The organism is Streptococcus mitis (genome assembly GCF_003942765.1).
GTDB classification, from domain to species: domain Bacteria; phylum Bacillota; class Bacilli; order Lactobacillales; family Streptococcaceae; genus Streptococcus; species Streptococcus mitis_BE.
On the sequence record NZ_RJNW01000001.1, the window covers coordinates 669,677 to 692,828 of the forward strand.

Here is a 23,152-nt window from a genome sequence, read left to right on the forward strand (position 1 = left end):
TCAATCTCCTATACTCTTAAAAACATCATGTGCCGTATTTTTATCTTGAAACGAATTCCGAACTTGAACTAGTTCTCTAGTTTCATACCTATAGCCAAACCTTCTCCCCTTTTGTGAAAAAGACTTGACAACATCTTGTCTCAGTTGATAAATACCTCTATCGGTTAAATGTCTATCAGAATAGATTTCTAAAGTTACGACATCCATAAGCTTTCTCTTCATAAACCATGGTGAGGCTTGCCATTCAAGAGTTCTCAAACTTTCAACTGCTCCAATCTCAGTCTCACCTAAGATAAAATCTGCAGTAAACGGCAGAGCCCTTCTTCCCATAAATGGTTGGAAATAGGGATTTTTCAAAGCTTGTAAAATCATTTCCAAAAACTGCTCATTATTATGAGAAAGAGCCACTACAAAAACAGCATCTTCTAAATAATAACGATTTGTGACATAATTTCGTTCAAACTTTCCTTTTTCTGTATACTTCTGTGCAATATGAAAATCTCTAAGTAAATTTCCTTGTTGATCCACTCGAACTGCAAAATCCAGCTCGTTTAAACGAGTAATTTTTTCATCATCGTCTCGACGATATCCTAAACTTGAAGCAATCAACCCAATAACAGAACTCTTAGAAGGATAAAAATCCGTATGTCTTGTTTCGAAATGTGAACTTGTCCCCCAAGATTGCAAAGGACCAGCAAATTTCAACAAAATAGTCTTCATGTATTCACCTATTTTTTGAGGAATTGTCCTAAGATTTCCGACAAATCTTTTAATAATTCTGAAACTGAATATTTTTCCTCACCTATTTGTTTTAAACTCTCATTCTCATCCAAAGTCACATAGAAAGTCAAAAGTGGTTTATTCACGAATTTTTCAACTCTTGTATACTCTTTAGACAGTTTTTCAATAGATTTTGCCACATAACCATCCGTTGATTTAACTGGTTCTTCAAATGCACTGACAAGATTAACAGGACGATCATCACGTAAAGAAACGATTAGAGCCTGTGGTAAAGTTTGATTGGCAAAGGTATTCACTTTTCCTGTCGGGAGTGAATTTGCAAATGCTTCGATGAATAAATTCAAACTGTTCTTTAAGGATTTCTCATCCTCTAGTTGTTTTGATAATTCATGAATCGCAACATTGGCATAACGATAGAGCGTAGAAGAGTTAAATTCGATGGTTCCCAGCATACCTGCACCTGCATTATCCTCTGGAGCTAAATCATCAATAGCAGTAAAGAAGTCAAATTCAGTTTGTACAGCATGTGTTGAAATAGCATGGGCAACTTGAGAGGAAGCATCCTCGTTTAGAACTGGATCTTCAGCTACCATTCGACCGAACATAGCAACATCAATGGCTGGATTGGAACTAGCTAGTTTTTGAAGTTCTTTTTTATCAGTCAGATTTTCATAGGCTGCTTGAGCCAATTTCTCAGCTTGTCTATCCCCCATAAAGTAAAGTGCCTTGACTTTACCTTTTTTCTTAATGCCAGTAGCTATCAAGACTGTATCTGCTTTGGTTAGTGCATCTTCAAAACTGATAGAATTATCTAGTTCTACAATTTTACCTGCAACATATCTTACAATGTCTTTTGTTCGGACACCGACATTAGACTGTTCTCCATTAGTGTTAAAATAGTCTCTTATAGCTCTCTTCCAAGCTTGAGAACTCACGCGCGATCTTTTTACACCCCCGTACTGAGCAGTCTTTGGGCTACCTGTATCATCTCTATTCATATTTGAAGGTGGCAAGGTTTGTATAGCATGAATATCTAAAAATAAGCGTTGGTTAGTTGTCATTGTGTTTTTCTCCTTTGATTTGTTTATAATATGATCTTGCCCAATTTAGGCGAAGATTTTCTTGTACATTTTTTAAAAACCAATACAAGTCTTCAGCTAACTTAGCATAATCAACCTTTGTTGCAGGAGACTTTGTTTTGAGTAACATCATCATGTGGCGTAAATGGTAGATCAACTCTTCAAAAGTTGATGATGTAATCATGACATTGAACCTTCTGTCAATGGCTGTCGTGTCATCTCCTTTTCTAAGTTGACTAAGAGCAGAACCGATATTTTGATAAGTATCGGGCTCATCTAACATCACACTGGTTGAAGTTCCTTGTTGATGTAAGGCGTAAAATTGGATAGCTGTATAAATCGCTAACTCCTCATAGCTAGGCTGCTGGTATGAATTGACGAACTCCTCTGGTAAATGCTCAAATAAAATCGGCCAGATATCTGTTGCATCGCTCAAGGGTTTACCCAACGTTTTTCTAATTTTGGCCAGTGCAGCTTTACTCAATGGTGACTCCAACTCATAACTCAATTGTCTAATAATTCTTTTTGTGACAGAACCAACTGTCTGTTTGGATTGTTCCAACACACACACCTCCTATTTTAATTGTTGATGAAGCAAATATTCAAATGAATTATAGGCAGTTGCAATATTTTTTATTCGACCATCTTTTTCAATGCCGAGGTAGTCCCTAGTTCCTCCGTGACCTAAGATGCTCTTTGCTTCAGCTTTAACCATTTTTTTCAGCAAATCTCTCCATTCTTTGATTTTAGGATCCTTTTCATCATCTGGTAGGATACTGGATAACCATTCTCGAAAAGGGTGATCGATTTTGAAATAGAGCATTTCAACCATCTGATTAGTATAATCGTTGTTTGAGATATTCCTGATTTCTTTTAGTTCCTCTATATAGCGTTTATACACTTTGGAAATGACAGTTTTTGTTTCTTCCACCACCTCATTAATACGTGGTACCCAACCACTCTCATTAAAATCCGCCAAAACTAAATCATTGATAAGTATAGAGTCAATAACTTCATCAGTTGGAAGCCATGAAGTAGCATTTCCATCGTCCTGCATACTAATGGAAATAATATTAAATAATCTATTTCCTATTATGTCACCTATATCTCCTAGCCAATCAATAATTCCCGGTTTTCTAAAGTGCCCTGTTCTATCTTCTACTGCTAGTAAACCAAATGACCGCCACAACGATTGATTCAAGGGATGTTTCCTAGGAGTATAGCTATCTTTATTTTCTCCTGTAGTATTATATTTCCATGTTGTCATCGGCTCTAAAAAATTGTCCCGATGATTGATTTCGGGTAATTTTACAATCTCAAAAGAGAAAGGCTTATTTAAATCATATTCTGGATCAATATAAATCCCTCTGCTCCAAATCGTATACAGATTAGCTAAATCTGTACATTCACTACCAAACAAATAGCGATTAATATTATCAGAACTAGCAAATTCCCAACAGGGACATTGAATACTTTCTAAATTACCATGGTCATAGAATGGCAAGATACAATTTAGTAACAGCGTTTCAAATAAAGAAGTTCCCTGTATAAAAACTGCCCCGATATCAAACAACCAGCCCTTTGACACTTTATATTTTTCTTTTCCAAAAATAACTTTATCGGATAATCCTGAGTACCCTTGAAAAGTTAAAAGCCATCGTGTAACTTCGGAAGCAGTCAGTTGTTCTTTATTTTTACTATTCTTTGGGGAAAATAAGGCTAACTTATTCTCACTCTCTGAAATCGTTCTATTGATATTTTTCCCAGAGATACTGCTTGCTTTTGCTTTACTAATTTTGTCTGCTACAATATCCTCTTTTCTAACTTGAAAAAATGGATATTCCTTATCAAATAAGTAAAAGCGATCCCGCCATTTTTCTAGGTAATGACTAACAATGTCTGGGAACTTACCACTTTCCCAAAGATCTATCCATGTATCATATAAATCATCCTGATAGTCAGCAATATCAGATTCTTCCACAGGCTCAATTTGTTTAAACCGCTCATCTACTGCCAGATACTCATAGACATTACCATCTGCATCAAAGCGTGAAAAGACAGTATGTAACACAGCCAGCAAAACTCGCAGCACAGCAAAATCTTGCGTTTTTGTATCTCCTGCTAAATCTTTGTACTGATGAGCATTTATAAATAATTCCTGCAAGGAAACTTCTTTTGTTGTTCCTTTTTCATCATAAACGACAGAAATCCAGGGTTCATCTAGTAAATTAAATCGACTCATTCTTATTTAACCTCTCCGTTGTAATCCCATATTTTTTATCATATAAGAGTTTAAACCCATTGAGAATAAACTCATTGTTTTCATCAAAAATAATCCCGAGAGCTCCTTTTAACCACGATGAATTTCGCCATTGACTTAAATAGCTGTTGTTATACCTTTCAAGCTCTTCAATAGTTTGATCGATATTATAGCCCTTGGATAAACTCATAGGAAGTCGTAAAGTATTTTGTGCTACTTTTTTAGCGACCGAAGGATTATCAATATTCTGAGATATATCTTGATTTTCAATAAATAAGCTATAGCCATCAGACATTTTCTTTAAAGCAATCACTTCAATTGTATCTTCAACATCACGAACCTGAGCATTAGATTTTTCTTCACTATCGTTTGGATGCAGGTTCTTCAACCAACCAATCAGACTATTGTTTCTATGTCTCGATATTTTTAAGACAGGATCATTGATACGGTATGTTCTTGCCTTTGTTTCCTTATTCTTAATCGTGACATCATGCTCCGTCTTAGCGTCTAAATATTTTTGCTGAAATTCCTGACTTGAAAACTCAATTGTAAAATCTGGACTATAAACTTTCTGGACTAATGGTGAAATATCATCTGGCAATCTCATGATATCTGGTAAAAAGTGCTGAGTTCTGGCTAACAGATAATCACCATAAACAAAACTACTTCCTTCTTCAAAATCCAACTCTTGGGAAGTTCCTAAAACGTAAAACCTAGCTATTTCATGCTTTTGAGGCCGTTCTATTTGGTGTCGATGAAGTCGTCCAATACGTTGTATTAGCAAATCCATAGGTGCCAGATCACTTATCATCACATCGAAATCAATATCCAAGGATTGCTCAATCACCTGAGTTCCAATGATAACTTTCTTATGTGGACGGTCTACATTTTTTCCGATTTGTTGTAATAATTCTTTCTCTTTTTGTATTCTTTCGGTCGCAATAAAACTGGAATGAAGTAATTCCACCATATCATCTCCAAAAATTTCCGAAAAGTTTCTTGCCAACTCTTGGGATCTTCTCACTGTATTGACAATGATTCCAACTACTCCACTGCCCTCAAGGGCATCTTTAACCGTTCCCAATAACTGCTCTTCTTGTAAACGAATGATGTGAATGTCTTTTATGTTTTGCTTATTGAATGTTGTAAGTTGATAAATCTCTGAGCCATCATTATAAGTGATTAAAGGATAAACGTCTGTCTTTAATTGGTCCGTATTTTCAATATCTCGCCATTTGATTCCCATCCCAGACATATAGCTTTTAAGAATATTTTCTCTTTGTTGAGAAGGTAATGTCGCTGACAAAATGACTACTGGAACACCATAGGCTCCCATCCATTTTATCGCCTCCATCAAATATTGACTCATATAAGCATCATAGGCGTGAACTTCATCAATAATAACAACCTTTTTACTAAAACCTAGATGACGCAAAGCTAAATGTTTTTGTTTCAATGCTAACATTAAGAACTGATCAACAGTCCCCACTACAAAATCATCTAAAGCCGAAGTCTTTCTCCCAGAAAACCATTCATTAATGATAACGCTACTATTTTCTACATCGTCAAAATTAAATGTATTAGCTTTAAGTTTTAAAAAATCTTCGTTTAGAGCTGCTTTCCCGTGTACCAACTGAATAGATAGTATGTCTTCAGAATCATCTTTTAAACTTTCAACCCATTTTTCAATACGATTAAAAATCCCATTCGATGTCGCCTGAGTTGGTAAACCAAAAAAAAGACCGCTTCTTCCCGTCTTAGTAGCTAACTGCTCTGCTGTAATCAATGAAGCTTCTGTCTTCCCTAACCCCATTGGTGCTTCTAGAACTACAATCCCAGGTTTAGATATTTGAGTAATAACATGAGATAAGGTTGATTGAATATTATTAGGTTCAAATCCAAATCTTTCCTTATAAAGACTATCTGGTTTTGAGATATATTTAGGTTGCCACAAACTAGTTTTTTTCCACCTTTCAAACCCATCTTGAAGGCGTCTTAACTTATCTACCTCCTCTTTTTCATTTACACTTAATAAAGGAAAGTAGTACTCATTACTAGCGATCCAGTCAGCCATAATCAGCAATCCTGATAAGATAACTTGAGCAGGCTGTTTAATTCTAGGAAGCTCTCTCACAGAGTCAAACCCCAACTCATCTATAGCACAGTTGAAGATTTCTTTTTGAACCAAATCCCAGTTCTTATGGATAACACTCTCCTTACTTTCATTTTGAAAATAGTTTGAAAGATAGCTCCCTTGATTTTTTACATCCTCAATCGTATCAATTGGTCGTCCATGGTGTCCACCAATAATAGTTGAAATTTCCTCTTGAACACCATAACTAGATAGCAAATATTGACCTGCAAGGCTGTGATGACTCTTTTTCGGTGATGATAATTGAAGTGAACTAATTTTAGTAAATCCTGACTGCTCCAATTTTTCTAATAGGTGAATATCCAAATCATCTGAATTTGCAAATCCTCTTTGAGTTTGAAAGGCTGGAGTTGCTTTCCCGATATCATGAACAGCAGCTAAAAATTGTGCAAGTCGTTTCCCTAAACCGCCATCATATGTTACTGAATCCAGAGAATCCTCAATCAGTTTTTTTTGCCCCTCACTTAACCAATGCTCCCAGAGAAGTCCAGTTATATTTTTTGTATCTTCTAGATGCTGAGACAAGGGTAACCAAAAAAATCTACCATTTTCTTCCTTTTTCTTAGCCCAAAGCGTATCGGACTTTTTCTTAGACATGATTCATCCCCTCTTCATCCCATTTTATATATTTCCATTTTATACCTAAAAGTTTTAAAATACAACAACAAACATGGAAGGGGTTGCAAAAACATGCTATTTTCTAAAGTAGTGTAAACATAAGAATGGGAAAATCCTTTTTAGAGGAGTTTTAAAACATTACTAGAATGATTTTTATTACTATAAAACCATTCACTATAGAATTGCTTCACTTCCATATCCTAAAGCAAGAAATGAATGATATTTCCCTTAAATTAACTGTAAAGGATTGTATTGTTGAAAATGGGTACATTCTCTGTGATTCAAATATCAAAAAAAGAGAGAATAATGTAATCCTCTCCTGTTCTTCGTTATATGTGAGACTTTTCAATTGACAATGAACTTGTTTTCCTTATGTTTCATTTTTTGAGACTAATACCACGGTTTCAACTGGTTAAGACCGCCAGACTTTTAAATAGTGCTGGGCTGTCTCTAAGTTAAAGGTTTTATCTGCGATGAGGCGCTCGACTAGGGGAACAACTTCGGCCTCACTGGCACCTGCTAGGAGAGCTAAGGATTTAGCCTGCAATTTCATGTGGCCTTGCTGAATCCCTGTACTGACCAAGGCTTTCAGGGCTGCAAAGTTTTGGGCAAGCCCGATAGACACGATAATCTGGGCTAATTCTTTGGCAGAAGAATTCCCCAGTAGTTCATGACTGAGGGCTACACGAGGGTTAAGGCCGATAGAGCCACCCTTGGTCGCTACAGGCATGGGCAGGGTCATCTCACCAACCAATTCTTCTGTCTCCAAGTCTAGACGCCAAGAGCTAAGACCTTGGTAATGTCCATCTCGACTGGCATAGGCATGGGACCCCGCCTCAATAGCACGCCAGTCATTACCAGTGGCAATCAAAATGGCATCAATACCATTAAAAATCCCTTTATTATGAGTAGCAGCTCGGTAAGGGTCAGCCTGCGCAAACTGACTAGCCAAGGCTATCTTCTCTGCAATCTCTCGTCCTTGATCCTTTTGGCGGCTCAAGTAGCGAAAGGCGATGCGACAGCTTGCAGTCACCAGAGAATCGGTCGCGTAATTAGACAGGATTCCCATAAGACTTTGTCCCTGACTGAGTTCTTCTAAGACTGGTTTCAAGGCCTCCAGCATGGTGTTGAGCATATTAGCACCCATGGCTTCTTGAGTATCAACATGAAGATAGACGACGAGGAAGTCTGTTTCACCTTTGATCTGCTCTACATGCAAATCACGCGCCCCACCTCCACGTTTAACAATGGAAGGATAGGCTTGATTGGCAAGCTCCAAGAGCTCAGTCTTTTTGTTTGCAATCTTCTCTTGAGCTTGTTCAGGTTCAGCAACTTGATAAAGGGCTACCTGCCCAATCATCTGACGCTCATGGACTTGCGCAGTAAAGCCACCTGCTCGCTTGATGATTTTGCTTGCATAGCTGGCTGCAGCAACCACGGACGGTTCTTCTGTCACATAAGGAACTGTGTATTCCTGACCATTGACGAGGACCTCTGGAACCAGTGAATAAGGCAGAGAAAAAGTTCCCACTACATTCTCACTCAGCTGGTCTGCCACAGTCACACTCATCTGTTCATCCTGCTCCAAACTCGCTTGCTTCTCAGGACTAAGGAGCGCCTGAGCTTGCAACAGCTCGAGGCGCTCTTGGTATGATTTTTTAGAAAATCCATTCCAACTTATCTTCATTATTTTTCAACCTTGCTATAACGGCGTTGGTGGTCAACAATTTCAACCAAGGCAAAATCTTGATTTTCATAGCCAGCAAACTGGGCAGAATTTGTTTCATCTAAGTCTACTTCCTCAAAGAAGACTTTTTCATAGTCAGCAACAGACAGGGCAGTTCGTTGGTTGAGCTTATTCAAACGGTCTTTATCCAGATAAGCTTCATATCCTTCAACCAATTCACCACTGAAAAACTCAGCCACAGCACCACTTCCGTAACTATAAAGGGCAATTTTATCCCCAGCCTTCAAGCTATCTGTATTTTCCAAGAGAGATAAAAGTCCAAGGAAAAGTGAACCTGTATAGATATTCCCCACCTTTTGACTGTAGAGAATAGACTGGTCAAAATGCTTTTGCAAGAGGTCTTTTTTCTCTTGAGGCAGACTCTTATCCATGATTTTTTTCAAGCCTTTTAGTGCTAATTTAGGATAAGGCAAGTGGAAGCAAACAGCCGCGAAATCATCCAAAGTAAGCTGGTAGCGTTTTTGATATTCAAGCCAAGTCGTTTTCAAACTATCCAAATATTGTTGGGTAGAATAGACACCATTTACATAAGGGGTTGTTGAGTAATTTGGACGCCAAAAGTCCATGATGTCACGAGTCTGAGCCACATTGTCATTATTAAAGGCCATAATACGTGGATTTTGTGTAATCAACATAGCCACACTTCCAGCACCCTGAGTTGGTTCTCCCGGAGTTTCAATACCATATTTGGCAATATCACTGGCAATGACCAAGACCTTGGACTCTGGAGAATTTTCCACATGCAATTTGGCATAATGAAGGGCAGCTGTCGCTCCATAGCAGGCTTCTTTAATCTCGAAACTACGAGCAAAAGGCTGGATGCCCAGCAAACCATGCACAAAGACGGCCGCAGCCTTACTCTGGTCGATTCCTGACTCGGTAGCCACAATGACCATATCAATTTCTGCTCTTTCTTGCTCAGTTAAAATAGAGTCACTAGCACTGGCTGCCAAGGTCACGATATCCTCAGTTAGGGGCGCAATACTCAATTCCTTGAGTAAGAGTCCTTTGCTTAATTTTTCAGGGTCAATTCCCCTCGCTTCTGCTAAGTCTTGTAATTTCAAGACATATTGACTGGTCGCAAAATCAATCTTATCAATACCGATTGTCATATTTACCTCTGTTTTATCATTCATTGTAAAAAATCGTTCTATACTATTTTATCACAAATAGCAATAAAAGAGAGAAAAAAGACTTGATTCACCAAATCAAGTCGCTTATTATTCTAACCATTATGCTGCTTTCTTAAGTAGGAATAAAGTCTAAGAATCACTGTTCCGCTAGCCATTCCAATAGAAATCACCAAAGCCAACATAACAACCAATGTTGCACTAGCAATGGCATGACTGTAATCTCCCGTCACAAAAAAAGCAGTTGTCCGATAGGAAAGATAACCCGGAACCAGAGGTGCCAAGATGGCCAAGATAAAGACCACAGCAGGTGTCTTATAAAGAATACTTAAAATCTGGCTGACACAAGAACCGATAATGGCTGCAATAAAAGTAGCCACAATAACATTGGTCGGTTCCTTGAGCAAGAGATAGATTAGCCAGACAGCCATGCCCAAAATCCCTCCAGGTAAGAGCATAGAGCGTTGCACATTGAGTACGATTAAAAAAGTGATAATAGCAAGAAGACTTGCTACTGCTTGTAATAAAAAGGTTGTTAGTGTCATATTAATTCATCAATACCAAGGCGACAGAAGTTCCCGCCCCTAAAGCAAGGGTAATGAGCAGGGATTCAAACATCTTACTCATACCAGAGTTTATGTGGTTGGTCATAATATCACGAACCGCATTGGTCAAGGCAATCCCTGGTACAAACGGCATGACTGCACCAGCTATAATCAAATCTGCCGTTGAAGGAAAACCTGTGTAGCGAGCCCAAAACTGGGCAATCATCCCAAAGACAAAGGCTCCAGCAAAGGCTGTCACAAAGGGAATTCGGATAAACTTCTCCACATAGAGGGAAAAGGCAAAACCAAATAAGGTAGCCACTCCTGCCCCAAGTGCGTCGTAGATATTTCCACTAAACATAATTGAAAAGAAAGGAGCACTAAAGGTCGCAGCCAAAGTTACCTGCAACTTAGTATAAGGAAGGGGCTGGACTTGCAAGGCCTTCAATTGCTTGAAGGCTGTCTCTAAATCAATCTCCCCCCCAACCAGTTGACGAGAAATCTGGTTCACATCGCAGACTTTTTCAATGTTATAAGAAGAGGAGGTCACGCGTTTCATTCGCGAAATATTGGTATTTTCAATGGAGAAAAAGATAGCGGCAGGCATGGCAAGAACATTGCAATCCACAATCCCCTGCGAATGCGCAATGCGGATCATGGTATCTTCTACACGATGAATCTCTGAGCCACTTTTGAGAAGAATGGTTCCTGCTAACATAATGACATCGATGACGGCATTTAATTCTTTTGATTCTTCCATGCTTGCCTCCTTTTATCAACTCCCTCTATTCTATCACAAATCCGGAGTCAAAAAAATCTTTGCCATGAAATCATGACAAAGATTCGTTTAATCACGAGAATTTTCGTGGTTTCCTTCACTATTTGGTTGAGTCGGAGTAGGAACCGTTCCTTGTTGATTTCCTTGATGGCCACCTTGTTGATTCCCTTGATTTGGAGTAGTAGGTGAACCTTGGTTACCACGTGGAACTGACGTTGAAGAGGAACTTGATGGTGGTGTTTTGGGTTTATAAATCGAAATTTTAATACGTGTGCTGGCTAAATCAATTTTTCCACCCGGTTTTGGACTTTGCTCTACAACAGTCTCCTCAGCTGTTCCTTCAGGAGCAGTAGACACTTCTACAACTTCGATATTAGCTTTTTTAATTCCATATATCTCTGTAAGATTATTAACTGCAAATTCTCGAGTTGAACCAATATAACTTGGCATTGAAATAGAATTTACTTTTTTAGCAACAGTCAGAACTATTTGAGTTGCCTTGCTAAGATCATAGGTTGTTCCTTCCGGTAAACTTTGTTTTATGATTGTTCCAGCTTCGATTTCGTTGGATTCTTCTTCCTCAATCTTAATTAGATTTTCTGGAACCTTCTTGCCTTTCAATTCTGCCACTACATCACTAGATTTTCGTCCAAGATAATTTCCAAGTTGGAAGGATTGCTGACCAGAAGACACAATCAAATTAATTTTTGTTCCTTCTTTGCGTGTCGTACCGGCGTCAGGATCGGTACGAATAACACGACCTTCTTCAACCTTATCACTAGCCTCTGTTTTTTCTTCACCAACCTCAAAATTGGCTTTCTTAAGCGCTTCTTTAGCCTCAGCAACCGTCTGACCTGCCACCTTTGGAACGGCAATGGTAGCGGGCGTTCTATATAAAATCCATACCAAGGATGCCACAACTAACAAGAAGGTCGCAAATAAAATTGGATAACGTGCTTTCAGGCGACGCCGTTTGGTTGGCTTTGGACTAGGTACTGGTTTTTCTGTCTGATGAGGCTGGGGCTTAGATTGAGGTCTTCCCTCTTGTACCGGAGCTTTAGGAATAGAAGTCAGAGTACTTTGTGGAACTTTAGGAAGAGTTTTAGTATCTGCCTTAGTTGCATCGTCAAAGACTAGCTTTGGTTCATTACGACGATTATTAGATAAACTACTCGACAAGTCCACATACATTTCAGCGACTGATTTGTAGCGATCTGTCAATTTCTTGGCAGTTGCCTTAATAACAACATTTTCTAAAGCCTGAGGCACAGATGGATTTTCAGCTATAACCGATGGCAATGGTTTCTGGAAATGCTGGAGGGCGATGGTAACCGCACTATCCCCATCGTAAGGAATATGACCTGTCAGCATCTCATAGAAAATAATCCCCATGGCATAGATATCACTCTGCACAGTTGCTTTAGAACCACGCGCCTGCTCTGGTGATAAATAATGCACAGAACCTAGCATTGAGTTGGTCTGAGTTAGACTCGTTTCTGCAAAGGCTACTGCGATCCCAAAGTCTGTAACCTTGGCAGTCCCATCTGGGGTCAAAAGGATATTTTGCGGTTTCAAATCCCTGTGAACAATCCCTCGAGTATGGGCTAAGCGCATAGCCAGAAGGATTTGTCCCATGATTCGAATCGCTTCTTCATTTGAAAGAGGGTGATGTTCCTTGATATAGCGTTTGAGGTCTAACCCAGCAACATATTCCATTGCGAGATACTGTTGTCCCTCTTCTTCACCGATATCTGTAATCCGAACGATATGAGGATGGTCCAAATCTGCCATGGCTCTTGCTTCCCGCTGAAAACGAGCCACAGCAATCGGGTCTGTCTGGTAGTTGGTCCTCAGGACCTTTACTGCCACTTCTTCACCGTCCAAAATCAAATCCTTGGCCAAATAGACATCTGCCATGCCTCCTCGACCAATTTGTTTGATAATTCGATACCGCCCGGCAAAAATTTTGCCGATTTGGATCATTCTGTTGCCTCCTCATTAACAGCAATAAGAGCAACTGTGATATTGTCCAAGCCACCCGCATTGTTGGCAAAACGGATCAAGGTTGCTGCCTTATCTTCCAAAGAAATATCGCTGGTTACAATATCAGAAATCTCACTTCCTGAAATCATATTTGTCAAGCCATCACTATTGAGTAAGAGATAGTCCCCAGGCTCAAGGGTGATCATTCCAAAATCAGGCTGAATTTCATCTTTTTGACCAATAGATTGAGTAATAATATTTTTCTGTGGATGGCTAGCAGCTTCTTCAGGTGTCAATTGACCTGCCTTAAGCAATTCATTGACCAAAGAATGGTCGCTCGTTAACTGGTGATATTCTTCTCCACGAATCAAACCGATACGAGAATCCCCAATGTGGGCATAGATAGCCTGATTATCAATAATGGCTACAGCCTCAAGGGTTGTCCCCATTCCTTTATAGGCTTCATTTTGTCCCAATTGGTTAATCCTTTGATTTTCAATCTCAAGGTTGTTAGCAAACCATTCACGCACTTCATTAACCGTATCGATTTGTGTATCAACCCAAGCTACACCCAGGTCTGTTACCGCCATCTCACTAGCGATATTCCCTGCGCGATGACCTCCCATACCATCAGCTAGGATAATCATGGTACGCCCAGCTCTATTGACATAGTGGTTGACATAGTCTTGGTTATTTGTTCGTTTCTGACCAACATCTGTTAATAATGAAATTTCCATGTGTTAGTTCCTTCCTAATCTGATATCTTGCGAAATTGACTGATGAAGAATCCATCACTTCCATACAATTCAGGGGTGATGAGGATACAGCCATCTTTCATGATATCCTTACATTCATGTTCTAGTTTCACCTGCTCAAATTCAGGATGACTTTCTAAAAATGCCTGTACGACTTGAAAGTTCTCTTCTGAGACAATAGTACAGGTACTATAAGTTATTATACCACCTTTGCCTAGTGTTTGACAAACACTACCTAATATTTCTAGCTGAATTTCCTGTAAGGATGCGAAATCTGATGTTTCCTTATTGTATTTGATGTCTGGTTTGCGTCGCAGAAGACCAATTCCTGAACAGGGAGCATCTACCAAAATCTTATCAAATGAATCCTGACCAAAAAACTCATGCACCTTTCTGGCATCCAATTTTTGCGTTTGAACCCGTTCTGCGACCCCCAAACGTTGGGCATTTTCTTGAATTAAGTCCAACTTATGGTCGTACAAGTCCAGAGCAGTAACCTGACCTGTCGTAAGATAAGAGGCTATATGAGCTGTTTTCCCACCCGGAGCCGCACAAGAATCAAGCACTCGCTCATCTCCCTGCAAATTCAAAGTCGGAGCAACCAATTGACTGGACTCGTCTTGAATGGTAATGGCTCCCTTCGCAAACAAATCATGACCTGCAAAATGCCCTTGTTCCTTGACCAGACCAGAAGGAGACAAAGGTGAATCACTAGCCTCCAACAAGGCTTGAATTTCCTCTTTTCGGTCTAAATCAGTCACTCGGATGCTGGCCTTGTTGCGCACCAAAAGACTTTCAAAGATGGCTTGTGCTCGCTCTTCTCCGTATTCTTCCTTAAGTTTAGACACGAGCCAAACTGGGAGAGAATAGGCAATGGAATCACGCTTGTTTTTTCGTTTGATACTGGCAATATCTGGCCATCCTTTACGCAAGATACGACGAAGGACGGCGTTGACCAATTTTTCACTGCCTTTTTTACGGACTTTGGCCAATTCTACTGCTTCATTGACCACAGCATGGTCTGGAATCTTGTCCAAATAGCAGAGCTGGTAGGTACTCATAAGAAGCAGAACATAAAGCCAGCTGTCTAACTGGTCTCTGTCTTCGATAAAGTGGGATAGATACCATTCTAAGGTGAGTTTACGGGTTACCGTTCCATAGACCAGCTCGGTCACCAAGCCCTTGTCTGCTGCCGAAAGTTGACTCCCCTTGAGATGCTTATTTAAGGCGATATTTGAGTATGCTTGATTGATAAAGACATCCTCTAATACTGCTAGGGCTAAACTTCTAGCCGTTTCTACTTTAGTCACCAAATCGTTCTCCTACAGTCAATGTACGTCCAACTCCATTGAGGAAGGAAGCAATGTCCATCTTAGGTTTACCAGCTGGCTGCACTTGTTTGAGGGATAGAGCTCCTTCTGCCGTTGCGACAATCAATTCTTTCTTGCCGATAGAGAGAATCTCACCTGGATTTCCCTGACCTTCTACTGGTAGGGCTTCATAAATCTTAAAGCGGTCTCCCTTAAGGAAAGTATGGGCAACAGGCCAGGGGTTCATCCCACGGATCTGGTTAAAGAGTTGACGATTGCTTTTAGTCCAATCCAACTTTTCTTCCTCGGGTTTGATATTTGGTGAGAAGGTAACCTGACTTGGATCCTGTGGTTCAGGTTTGATGTCACCAGCAATGTAGGCAGGCAAAGTATCCAAAAGCAAATCACGACCAACTAGCGCTAATTTCTCAAACAAGGTGCCGACATTGTCCCCATCCGTGATAGGAATACTGCGACGAGAAATCATATCTCCTGCATCCATTTCCTTAACCATCTCCATAATGGTCACACCAGCTTCCTCATCTCCTTGAATCAAGGCATAATGGATTGGCGCTCCACCACGGTGTTTTGGAAGAAGGGAGGCGTGAACATTAACCGCAAAGTCCATGCTATCAAGGAGTTTACTTGGGAGAAACTGCCCAAAAGCAGCAGTCACAATTCCATCTGCTCCTAGCTGCATAATAGTTTCCATCTCTGGACTTCCAGATAGTTTTTCAGGTTGATAGATAGGAAGTCCTGCCTCTTTGGCAGCTTGTTTAACTGGTGTTTCTTGGATCACTTTTTTACGTCCGACAGCACGGTCTGGCTGGGTCACAACGGCTAGAATTTCGTAACGGTCATCTGTCAAAAGCCCTTTTAAGACTGTTGCTGAAAAGTCGGGTGTTCCCATAAAGATTAATTTTGTCATTTCTTCTCCTTCTTATAAAAATTGCTGTGGCTCATGGTCAATGCTAAGACGGAGCTCACTATTTTCCCGTTCTTGAGTCAAGGCCAAGACCTGGTTGAGGGTCGGCCCCAGCTCATCTTCTAAACGGTATTTAATTAAAATCTGGTAATGATAGAGGTTGTGGGTACGAGCAATCGGTTTTGGCGTTGGCCCGAGGATGTTACTGGTTTCAGATAGGCCTGACCGCAAAATGTTCATGACTTCATAAGCACGTTTGACCACCTCTTCTTCTTTCTTATGAGAAAGAGTAATACCAATTGTGAAATAATAAGGTGGATAGCCTAGTTGGCGTCTGATACCCATTTCATAGGCATAAAAGCCTTCGTAATCCTGATCCTTGGCAAAACGAATGGCATAGTGCTCAGGATTGTAGGACTGTATCAAGACCTGCCCAGCTTTTTCAGCACGTCCTGCCCGACCTGCCACCTGAGTCAAAAGTTGGAAGGTTCTCTCAGAAGAACGGAAATCAGGTAGATTTAAAGCCGTATCCGCATTGAGCACTCCGACTAAGGTTACATTGGGAAAATCTAAGCCCTTGGCAATCATCTGAGTACCTAGTAAAATATCTGCTTCCCCTCGTCCAAACTGGTCAAGCAGAGCTTGGTGACTGCCTTTTTTGCGGGTCGTATCCACATCCATCCGTAGAATGCGGGCCTGCGGAAAGAGTTCTGCTAGCTCGTCATAAGCCTTCTGTGTTCCTGTCCCATAGTAACGAATACTGCGGCTCTTACAATTAGGACAGACCTGGGGAATGTCCTTCGAAAAACCACAATAATGGCAGTTCATGGTCTTGGTGTCCATGTGCAAGGTCAAGGAAATGTCACAGTTGGGACAAGTATCCACGATCCCACACTCTCGACACATAACAAAGCTAGAATAACCACGGCGATTGAGCATGAGAACCACCTGCTCTTTTTTAGCTAGACGGTCTTGAATGGCTTCTAACAAAGGTGGCGTAAAGTTTGACGTCTCGTTTTGTCCGATATAGTCTCGAAAGTCTATCACTTGAACCTCAGGAATCCGAGCTAAAGGATTGGCACGTTGGGTCAGACGCAAGTGTTGATAGACGCCTTTTCCAGCCCGAGCACGGCTTTCCAGACTAGGAGTTGCTGAACCAAGTACCAGGGCTGCTTGATTGTATTGAGCCCGTAAAATAGCCACTTCTCTAGCATGATAACGGGGATTGCTGTCCTGCTTATAAGTCGCTTCGTGTTCTTCATCGATAATCATGACACCCAGATTTTTCAGCGGAGCAAAGATGGCAGATCTAGCACCAACAACAACTTGAGCGTCTCCACGCTCGACCTTGCGCCATTCGTCGTACTTTTCACCATTGGACAGGCCTGAGTGAAGGATGGCCACTTTCTCACCAAAACGAGCAATAAAACGCTCCGTCATCTGTGGAGTCAAGGAAATCTCAGGCACCAGTAAAATGGCTGTTTTCCTCTTATCCAAAGCTCCTTGGATAATCTGCAAGTAGACCTCGGTCTTCCCACTTCCTGTAATCCCTTGAAGGAGGAAGGGAGGCTGATGACTGCCAATCGCACTGACAACCGCATCACGCGCCTGCCTTTGCTCTGGATTCAACTCCAAAGGTCGACTTGTCTTAATGCCTTCAAAATAAGAAGCCGAGCGTTGAACTTCCTTTTGGACTATGGTCACAGCACCTTGTTCTACAAAGAAGTTGACTTGCTCCCGCGAATAGGTCTCTAACAAACTAGCCAAGGAAGCACTATCAGGATGAGACAGCAAGTAGTCTCTCAGTTCTAACTTTTTCTTGGCGCGTGTAGAAATCTCGACACCTTCTAATTGAGCAAGGTCTACCTCATACCAAGACTGGGTCTTGACCTTCTTTTGATCAACTGCCTGATACTCCAGACCAAGCAGGCCTTTTCTAGTCAAACGCATCATTTCAGCTTGCTTACCTAAATCCAGAGAAGAAAAGGCTAGCGAATCTTCTGAACCAAACAAGCGCTTTCGGTCTTCCTGACTCAGACCTGCCAGAGGATAGAGAATCTTGTCATAGCTGGAGTTCAGAAATCCTGGTAGCATAGCCTTTAGGATGGAGATTTTATAGGAGAAGACGGACTTGCGTAACTCCTCAGCAAGCCAGAGTTGTTCTTGCGTGAGAACAGGAGAAAAATCCAGTACCTCGGCAACATCTTTTAAATCTTGATTAGCCTCTTCTTCATCTAGTTGGGACTCCAAACCAAGAACAATCCCTTGAATCAGGCGATTACCCTTACCAAAAGGCACATGAACCCGCATCCCAACTTCCAGCATTTCCTCAAATTCCTCAGGAATCCTGTAACTATAGGGCTGGTCCGTCTGCATCAAGGGCACATCTACGATAATCTTGGCTATGGCCATCTTCTCACCTCCTCCTTGTCAGTATATTCTTGCAATAGAAAAAATAAGATTGAGTCCCCCCAACCTTAAATTTTTTCACCATCTTCTTTTTCTTTAGCAATTTGCTCTTTGATTTTCTTTTCTTCTTCTTCTTTGCGGCGTTTTTCTTCTTCGATACGGCGACGCACTGCTTCACGTTTTCCTTCTGGATCTGGGTGAATTGTTACGTTTCCTGATTCTATTTCTTCTAAAGCGCGAAGAGTTGATTTTTCAGACTTGAAACCTTGAGTTGCTGGCGCACCTGCTTCTAATTCGTGGGCACGTTTTGCTTCCAAGATTACGAGTGAATATTTTGATGGAACCTTGTCGAGCAAGGTATCAATAGAGGGTTTTAACATCATTTGCTTGTACCTATTTTCTAAATTTTATCGGGTAGTTGGAGATTTTGGTAACATCTCCTGATAGTGACCAATGACACGATCCACACGGAAGTGCTCTGCTTCGATAACACGTTTGACACGCTCAGCAGCTAGGGGCACCTGATCGTTGACAATCGCATAATCATACTCACGCATGAGGGCAATTTCTTCCTTGGCTTTTTCGATTCGTTGGGCAATCACTTCTGCGCTGTCTGTTCCACGTCCTACCAAACGATCTTGCAATTCATCCAAATCTGGTGGTGTCAGGAAGATAAAGACAGCATCTGGAACCTTTTTCTTGACCTGAAGAGCGCCTTGAACTTCAATTTCAAGGAAAACATCGATTCCCTTGTCCAAAGTTTCATTGACATAGGTCAGAGGAGTTCCATAGTAGTTGCCGACGTATTCTGCGTATTCCAACATCTGTCCTTGACGAATCAGCTCTTCAAACTCTTCTCGAGTACGGAAGAAATAGTCAACACCATCCACTTCTCCAGGACGTTGTGCGCGTGTCGTCATCGATACAGAGTATTGAAATTGGTTTTCAGAACTCTCAAAAATCTCTCTTCTAACCGTTCCTTTACCAACCCCTGAAGGACCAGAAAAAACGATTAGTAAGCCTCGGTCTGCCATTGTGTCTCCTTTTAGTCAGTCTGTGAAATAACATTTCTCTAGAATAATGGCAAAAAGCCAGATTATCCTTTACAGTCTTTCTATCTAGTGTAACAAAAAAGCAGTAATTTTTCAACTGCTCTTTCTTATTTATTTAGCATAATCTACTGCACGAAGTTCACGAATCACGGTTACCTTGATATTTCCTGGGTAATCGAGATTGTTTTCAATTTTCTCACGAACTTTGTGAGCCAAGATTGTGACTTTGTCGTCCTTGATTTGTCCTGGATTGACCATGATACGGATTTCACGTCCTGCTTGAAGGGCAAAGCTATTTTGTACCCCTTCAAAGCCGTTAGCAATTTCTTCCAAATCATGAAGACGCTTGATATAGCTTTCAAGAGACTCACTACGAGCACCTGGACGAGCTGCACTCAAGGCATCTGCTGCAGCGACAATCACTGCAATGACACTTTCGGCTTCGACATCGCCGTGGTGACTAGCAATCGTATTGACCACAACTGGATGTTCCTTGTACTTACGAGCCAATTCCATACCGATTTCAACGTGGCTACCCTCAACCTCGCGGTCAATAGCTTTCCCGATATCGTGAAGGAATCCAGCACGACGAGCAAGAGCCGCATTTTCACCAAGTTCGCTCGCCATGATACCAGCTAACTTAGCAACCTCAATCGAATGACGCAAGACATTTTGTCCATAAGAAGTACGGAACTGCAAACGTCCCATAATCTTCATCAAGTCAGGGTGAAGGTTTGGCGCACCGATTTCATAGGCTGCTGCCTCACCATATTCACGAATCTTATTGTCAATCTCTTGACGGTTTTTCTCAACCAACTCTTCGATACGAGCTGGATGGATACGACCATCTTTGAGCAACATTTCCATAGTCATACGGGCAATCTCACGACGGATTGGGTCAAAACCTGACAAGGTCACCACTTCTGGTGTATCGTCGATAATGACATCAACCCCTGTCAAACTTTCAAAGGTACGAATGTTGCGACCTTCACGACCAATAATGCGTCCTTTCATAGTATCATCTGGCAGATGAACTGTTGAGTTTGTTGACTCCGCTACATATTCACCAGCAATACGTTGCATAGCTTGAACCAGAATGTCCTTGGCCATTTTATCAGAACGTTCCTTGACCTCTTGCTCAGCCTCACGAATACGACTGGCAATCTCCTTGGTCAAGTTTTCCTCTGTCTGTGCCAAGATAATATCTCGTGCTTCTGCCTGAGACAGGGCACCAATACGCTCTAGTTCTGCTTCTTTTTGTCTTTCGACTTCCTCTAATTGCTCTTCACGCGCATCAAGGTTTTTCGCTCTATCAGAAATACTTTGTTCTTTTTGTTCAAGTGTTTGTTCTTTACTCGTCAAATTGTCGTCCTTACGGTCAAGGCTAGTAGCTCTCTCGGTCAAACGACTTTCGATTTGTTTGAGTTCTTGACGTTCTGATTTGAATTCAGCGTCCACTTCTTCACGGTATTTTCTGGCTTCTTCTTTGGCCTCCAATAGTGCTTCTTTTTTAAGAGACTTGCTTTCACGTTTAGCTTCATTAACAAGTAAATCGGCTTCACGCTCAGCTTGTCCACGTAAATTAGTTGCTTCTTGTTCAGCATTTAAAAGCATCAACTCCGCAGCTTCCTGAGATGATTTCATCTTAGCTGAGATGCTGACATATCCAATGACTAAACCAATGATGACGGCAAAAACAGCAATCGCAAGCGACATGATTTCCATGTTTTTACCTCATTTAATTTTTATTATGAATGACATACATTCTTTAACATTTTACCATAAAAAAGTGATTTTCACAAACTTAAAATAGAATATGTTTTGGGGAAATTGGAACGCATTTGCTAAAAGAAATTTGTTATTTAGAAATAGTAGTTTAGTAGAGACTTGAGAAAAAGCCTACTTCACAGTAGACTTAGTAATGATCTTTGAAAGATAAGAAAGCCACGCTATCTTCATCCATCATATAAATCAAGCGATTTTCTGCGTCAATACGACGTGACCAGGCTCCTTGGTAGTCATACTTGAGTGGTTCTGGCTTACCTATTCCTGTAAAGGGATCACGTTGAATATCCTTGATTAGTTTATTGATTCTTTTTAGTGTTTTCTTATCCTGAGTTTGCCAGTAGCAATAATCTGCCCAGGCATCTTCTGTAAACTTGAGCAGCATTTCTCACTCCTCAATAACATGGACCTGAGTACTTCCAGCACGGACTTGAGCCATTCCTCGCAAAACCTTGTCTGATAACTCCTTATTTTGAGCGATTCTCAGTGTTTCCTGAATACTGTCCCATTCGCTCTTTGAAAGAACTACAATGTCCTCGTTTGGATTTTTATTGACCACTGTCAAAGGCTCAAATTCATCATTTACCTTTTTCATGTAGTCTTTTAAATGATTTCGGAATGTTGAGTAAAGAACTGCTTCCATAACCATACCTCGTTTTACCTCTTTTCCACTATTATACACAAAAAGAAAGAAATTGTCAGGAACTTGTACAGGATTTTCTTTTCTATCTATTTATTCGTAAAAAATCTCAAAAAGTCCACCTTTCAGCAGACTTAATTTGTTTCTATTCTAATCGGCACTCTTCCAAAATTCTGATCTGCTATACTTGGATTTCCCAGTTGGTAAATCTGGTCAGCCTTTTGAGTCATAGCATCCCAGGGTTCTTTGCCAATTCGGCTGACTAGACTGACCTGCCCTTTCAAAGACTTGAGATGTTGTCTGCCTTTTTTAGTAAAGCCAAGGACATGAATCCCTTCTGGCAAGTCACTTTCTCTAGCTTGCACCAAAATATAGGTCAAGAGGCGTCTGACACGCGCCTTGGTGTAACGTTTGGTCGCAACCGCCTCAACCAAGTCTTCCAGAGATTGGGCTGTTTTAATAGCCTCTTTAATGCGCACAGCTATTTCTTGATTGACCTGATAGATGGTGGTTAGGTCGGGATTTGACAAGATTTGATAATGAAGCAAGAGAAAATAGTCTTCCCAGTTCACCTTACTGGCCTGCTCAAAGAGGGTAACAGAAGGCATAAAGCGTTCTAAAAAATCTTGGTCCTTCTGGTGCTGACGGAGAGCTGTCGCTGAGGCAAAGTCCACATCCTTGTCCACAGAATGGTAACCTGCCCCCTGACGTTGAATCGGATGCAGTTTGATATTTCGCCCTGCTACCGCTTTGGCATAGGCAAGAGCAAGGACATGGTTGGGTGTATTTCCTGAAAAATCAAGACCTGCAAATTCCTTCCACATGGCCTGGGTTTTCTGGGGATAGGAAAGAGAATCAGGCAGATTTTCCACAAATTTCTCCATCTCAGCCCCCTGCTCTGTGTATAAGTCAGCGATTTTCTGGTAATCTAGAACTTCCTCCGTCCCAAAAGCAAGGCTATCAATGCCCAACCTAGCCAAGATATCCACAGCTCCTTGGCCGAAGAAATCCGCCGCCTGAACACTGACTAAAAATGGCAATTCCACTACCAGATCCGCTCCATTTTCCAGCGCCATCTGGGCTCGTGTCCACTTATCCACGATAGCAGGCTCTCCACGCTGCATGAAATTCCCTGACATGGCAACGATTTTCAGTCCCTCAGCCTGATTTAGCAGGTACTTATGCCCATTATGAAAGGGATTAAACTCCGCGATAATACCTGTGATGGTCATAGTGATCTCCC

Annotated in this window: 20 protein-coding genes; all 20 read right to left on the bottom strand. The window is 41.0% G+C overall.

Going from position 1 to position 23,152, the window contains the following annotated elements:
- Entirely contained in the window at positions 1-720 is a 720-nt protein-coding gene (cas5e, locus tag D8849_RS03545; RefSeq protein ID WP_000849180.1) for a type I-E CRISPR-associated protein Cas5/CasD, read from the bottom strand.
- An 8-nt stretch (positions 721-728) separates the two neighbouring features.
- Positions 729-1,802 (bottom strand): type I-E CRISPR-associated protein Cas7/Cse4/CasC, encoded by a 1,074-nt coding sequence (gene cas7e / locus D8849_RS03550; protein ID WP_000210566.1) that lies wholly within the window; start codon positions 1,800-1,802, stop codon positions 729-731.
- Positions 1,792-2,385 carry a type I-E CRISPR-associated protein Cse2/CasB gene (gene casB, locus D8849_RS03555; RefSeq protein WP_000893380.1) on the bottom strand — a complete coding sequence of 198 codons (594 nt, stop codon included), beginning with the start codon at positions 2,383-2,385 and terminating at the stop codon, positions 1,792-1,794. Before casB ends, cas7e begins: the two co-directional genes overlap by 11 nt.
- Before the next feature lie 9 nt (positions 2,386-2,394).
- Positions 2,395-4,062 carry a type I-E CRISPR-associated protein Cse1/CasA gene (locus D8849_RS03560; RefSeq protein ID WP_125386212.1) on the bottom strand — a complete coding sequence of 556 codons (1,668 nt, stop codon included), beginning with the start codon at positions 4,060-4,062 and terminating at the stop codon, positions 2,395-2,397.
- Entirely contained in the window at positions 4,049-6,829 is a 2,781-nt protein-coding gene (gene cas3, locus D8849_RS03565) for a CRISPR-associated helicase Cas3' (RefSeq protein WP_125386213.1), read from the bottom strand. Before cas3 ends, D8849_RS03560 begins: the two co-directional genes overlap by 14 nt.
- 433 nt (positions 6,830-7,262) lie before the next feature.
- The gene (locus D8849_RS03570) at positions 7,263-8,537 is read right to left on the bottom strand and encodes a hydroxymethylglutaryl-CoA reductase, degradative (RefSeq protein ID WP_125386214.1); all 1,275 of its coding nucleotides are present in this window, start codon (positions 8,535-8,537) and stop codon (positions 7,263-7,265) included.
- Positions 8,537-9,709, bottom strand: coding sequence for a hydroxymethylglutaryl-CoA synthase (locus D8849_RS03575; protein WP_185756199.1), 1,173 nt, complete (start codon positions 9,707-9,709; stop codon positions 8,537-8,539). Before D8849_RS03575 ends, D8849_RS03570 begins: the two co-directional genes overlap by 1 nt.
- A 113-nt stretch (positions 9,710-9,822) precedes the next feature.
- Entirely contained in the window at positions 9,823-10,272 is a 450-nt protein-coding gene (locus tag D8849_RS03580; RefSeq protein ID WP_033686494.1) for a threonine/serine exporter family protein, read from the bottom strand.
- A 1-nt stretch (position 10,273) separates the two neighbouring features.
- Complete coding sequence (locus tag D8849_RS03585) at positions 10,274-11,032, bottom strand: threonine/serine exporter family protein (RefSeq protein WP_125386216.1); 759 nt, start codon at positions 11,030-11,032, stop codon at positions 10,274-10,276.
- Positions 11,033-11,119: 87 nt separating this feature from the next.
- Positions 11,120-13,033, bottom strand: a complete 1,914-nt coding sequence (gene pknB / locus D8849_RS03590; RefSeq protein ID WP_125386217.1) for a Stk1 family PASTA domain-containing Ser/Thr kinase — start codon at positions 13,031-13,033, stop codon at positions 11,120-11,122.
- Positions 13,030-13,770, bottom strand: coding sequence for a Stp1/IreP family PP2C-type Ser/Thr phosphatase (locus tag D8849_RS03595; protein WP_125386218.1), 741 nt, complete (start codon positions 13,768-13,770; stop codon positions 13,030-13,032). The genes pknB and D8849_RS03595 overlap by 4 nt, the downstream gene beginning before the upstream one ends.
- A 14-nt stretch (positions 13,771-13,784) precedes the next feature.
- Complete coding sequence (gene rsmB, locus D8849_RS03600) at positions 13,785-15,098, bottom strand: 16S rRNA (cytosine(967)-C(5))-methyltransferase RsmB (RefSeq protein WP_185756200.1); 1,314 nt, start codon at positions 15,096-15,098, stop codon at positions 13,785-13,787.
- Positions 15,091-16,026 carry a methionyl-tRNA formyltransferase gene (fmt, locus tag D8849_RS03605; protein ID WP_125386220.1) on the bottom strand — a complete coding sequence of 312 codons (936 nt, stop codon included), beginning with the start codon at positions 16,024-16,026 and terminating at the stop codon, positions 15,091-15,093. The genes rsmB and fmt overlap by 8 nt, the downstream gene beginning before the upstream one ends.
- A 12-nt stretch (positions 16,027-16,038) precedes the next feature.
- Positions 16,039-18,435: a primosomal protein N' gene (locus D8849_RS03610; RefSeq protein WP_125386221.1), complete on the bottom strand. Its 2,397-nt coding sequence runs from the start codon at positions 18,433-18,435 to the stop codon at positions 16,039-16,041.
- Between the two features lie 65 nt (positions 18,436-18,500).
- Positions 18,501-18,815 (bottom strand): DNA-directed RNA polymerase subunit omega, encoded by a 315-nt coding sequence (gene rpoZ, locus D8849_RS03615; protein ID WP_000979235.1) that lies wholly within the window; start codon positions 18,813-18,815, stop codon positions 18,501-18,503.
- Between the two features lie 24 nt (positions 18,816-18,839).
- Positions 18,840-19,466: a guanylate kinase gene (gene gmk, locus D8849_RS03620; protein WP_000775041.1), complete on the bottom strand. Its 627-nt coding sequence runs from the start codon at positions 19,464-19,466 to the stop codon at positions 18,840-18,842.
- A 129-nt stretch (positions 19,467-19,595) separates the two neighbouring features.
- Positions 19,596-21,209: a ribonuclease Y gene (locus D8849_RS03625; protein ID WP_000404934.1), complete on the bottom strand. Its 1,614-nt coding sequence runs from the start codon at positions 21,207-21,209 to the stop codon at positions 19,596-19,598.
- Positions 21,210-21,399: 190 nt separating this feature from the next.
- Positions 21,400-21,654 carry a Txe/YoeB family addiction module toxin gene (locus D8849_RS03630; RefSeq protein WP_094753153.1) on the bottom strand — a complete coding sequence of 85 codons (255 nt, stop codon included), beginning with the start codon at positions 21,652-21,654 and terminating at the stop codon, positions 21,400-21,402.
- 3 nt (positions 21,655-21,657) lie between these two features.
- Complete coding sequence (locus tag D8849_RS03635; protein ID WP_180375037.1) at positions 21,658-21,912, bottom strand: type II toxin-antitoxin system Phd/YefM family antitoxin; 255 nt, start codon at positions 21,910-21,912, stop codon at positions 21,658-21,660.
- A gap of 131 nt (positions 21,913-22,043) precedes the next feature.
- The gene (locus D8849_RS03640) at positions 22,044-23,141 is read right to left on the bottom strand and encodes a nucleotidyltransferase (protein ID WP_125386222.1); all 1,098 of its coding nucleotides are present in this window, start codon (positions 23,139-23,141) and stop codon (positions 22,044-22,046) included.
- Positions 23,142-23,152: the final 11 nt, after the last annotated feature.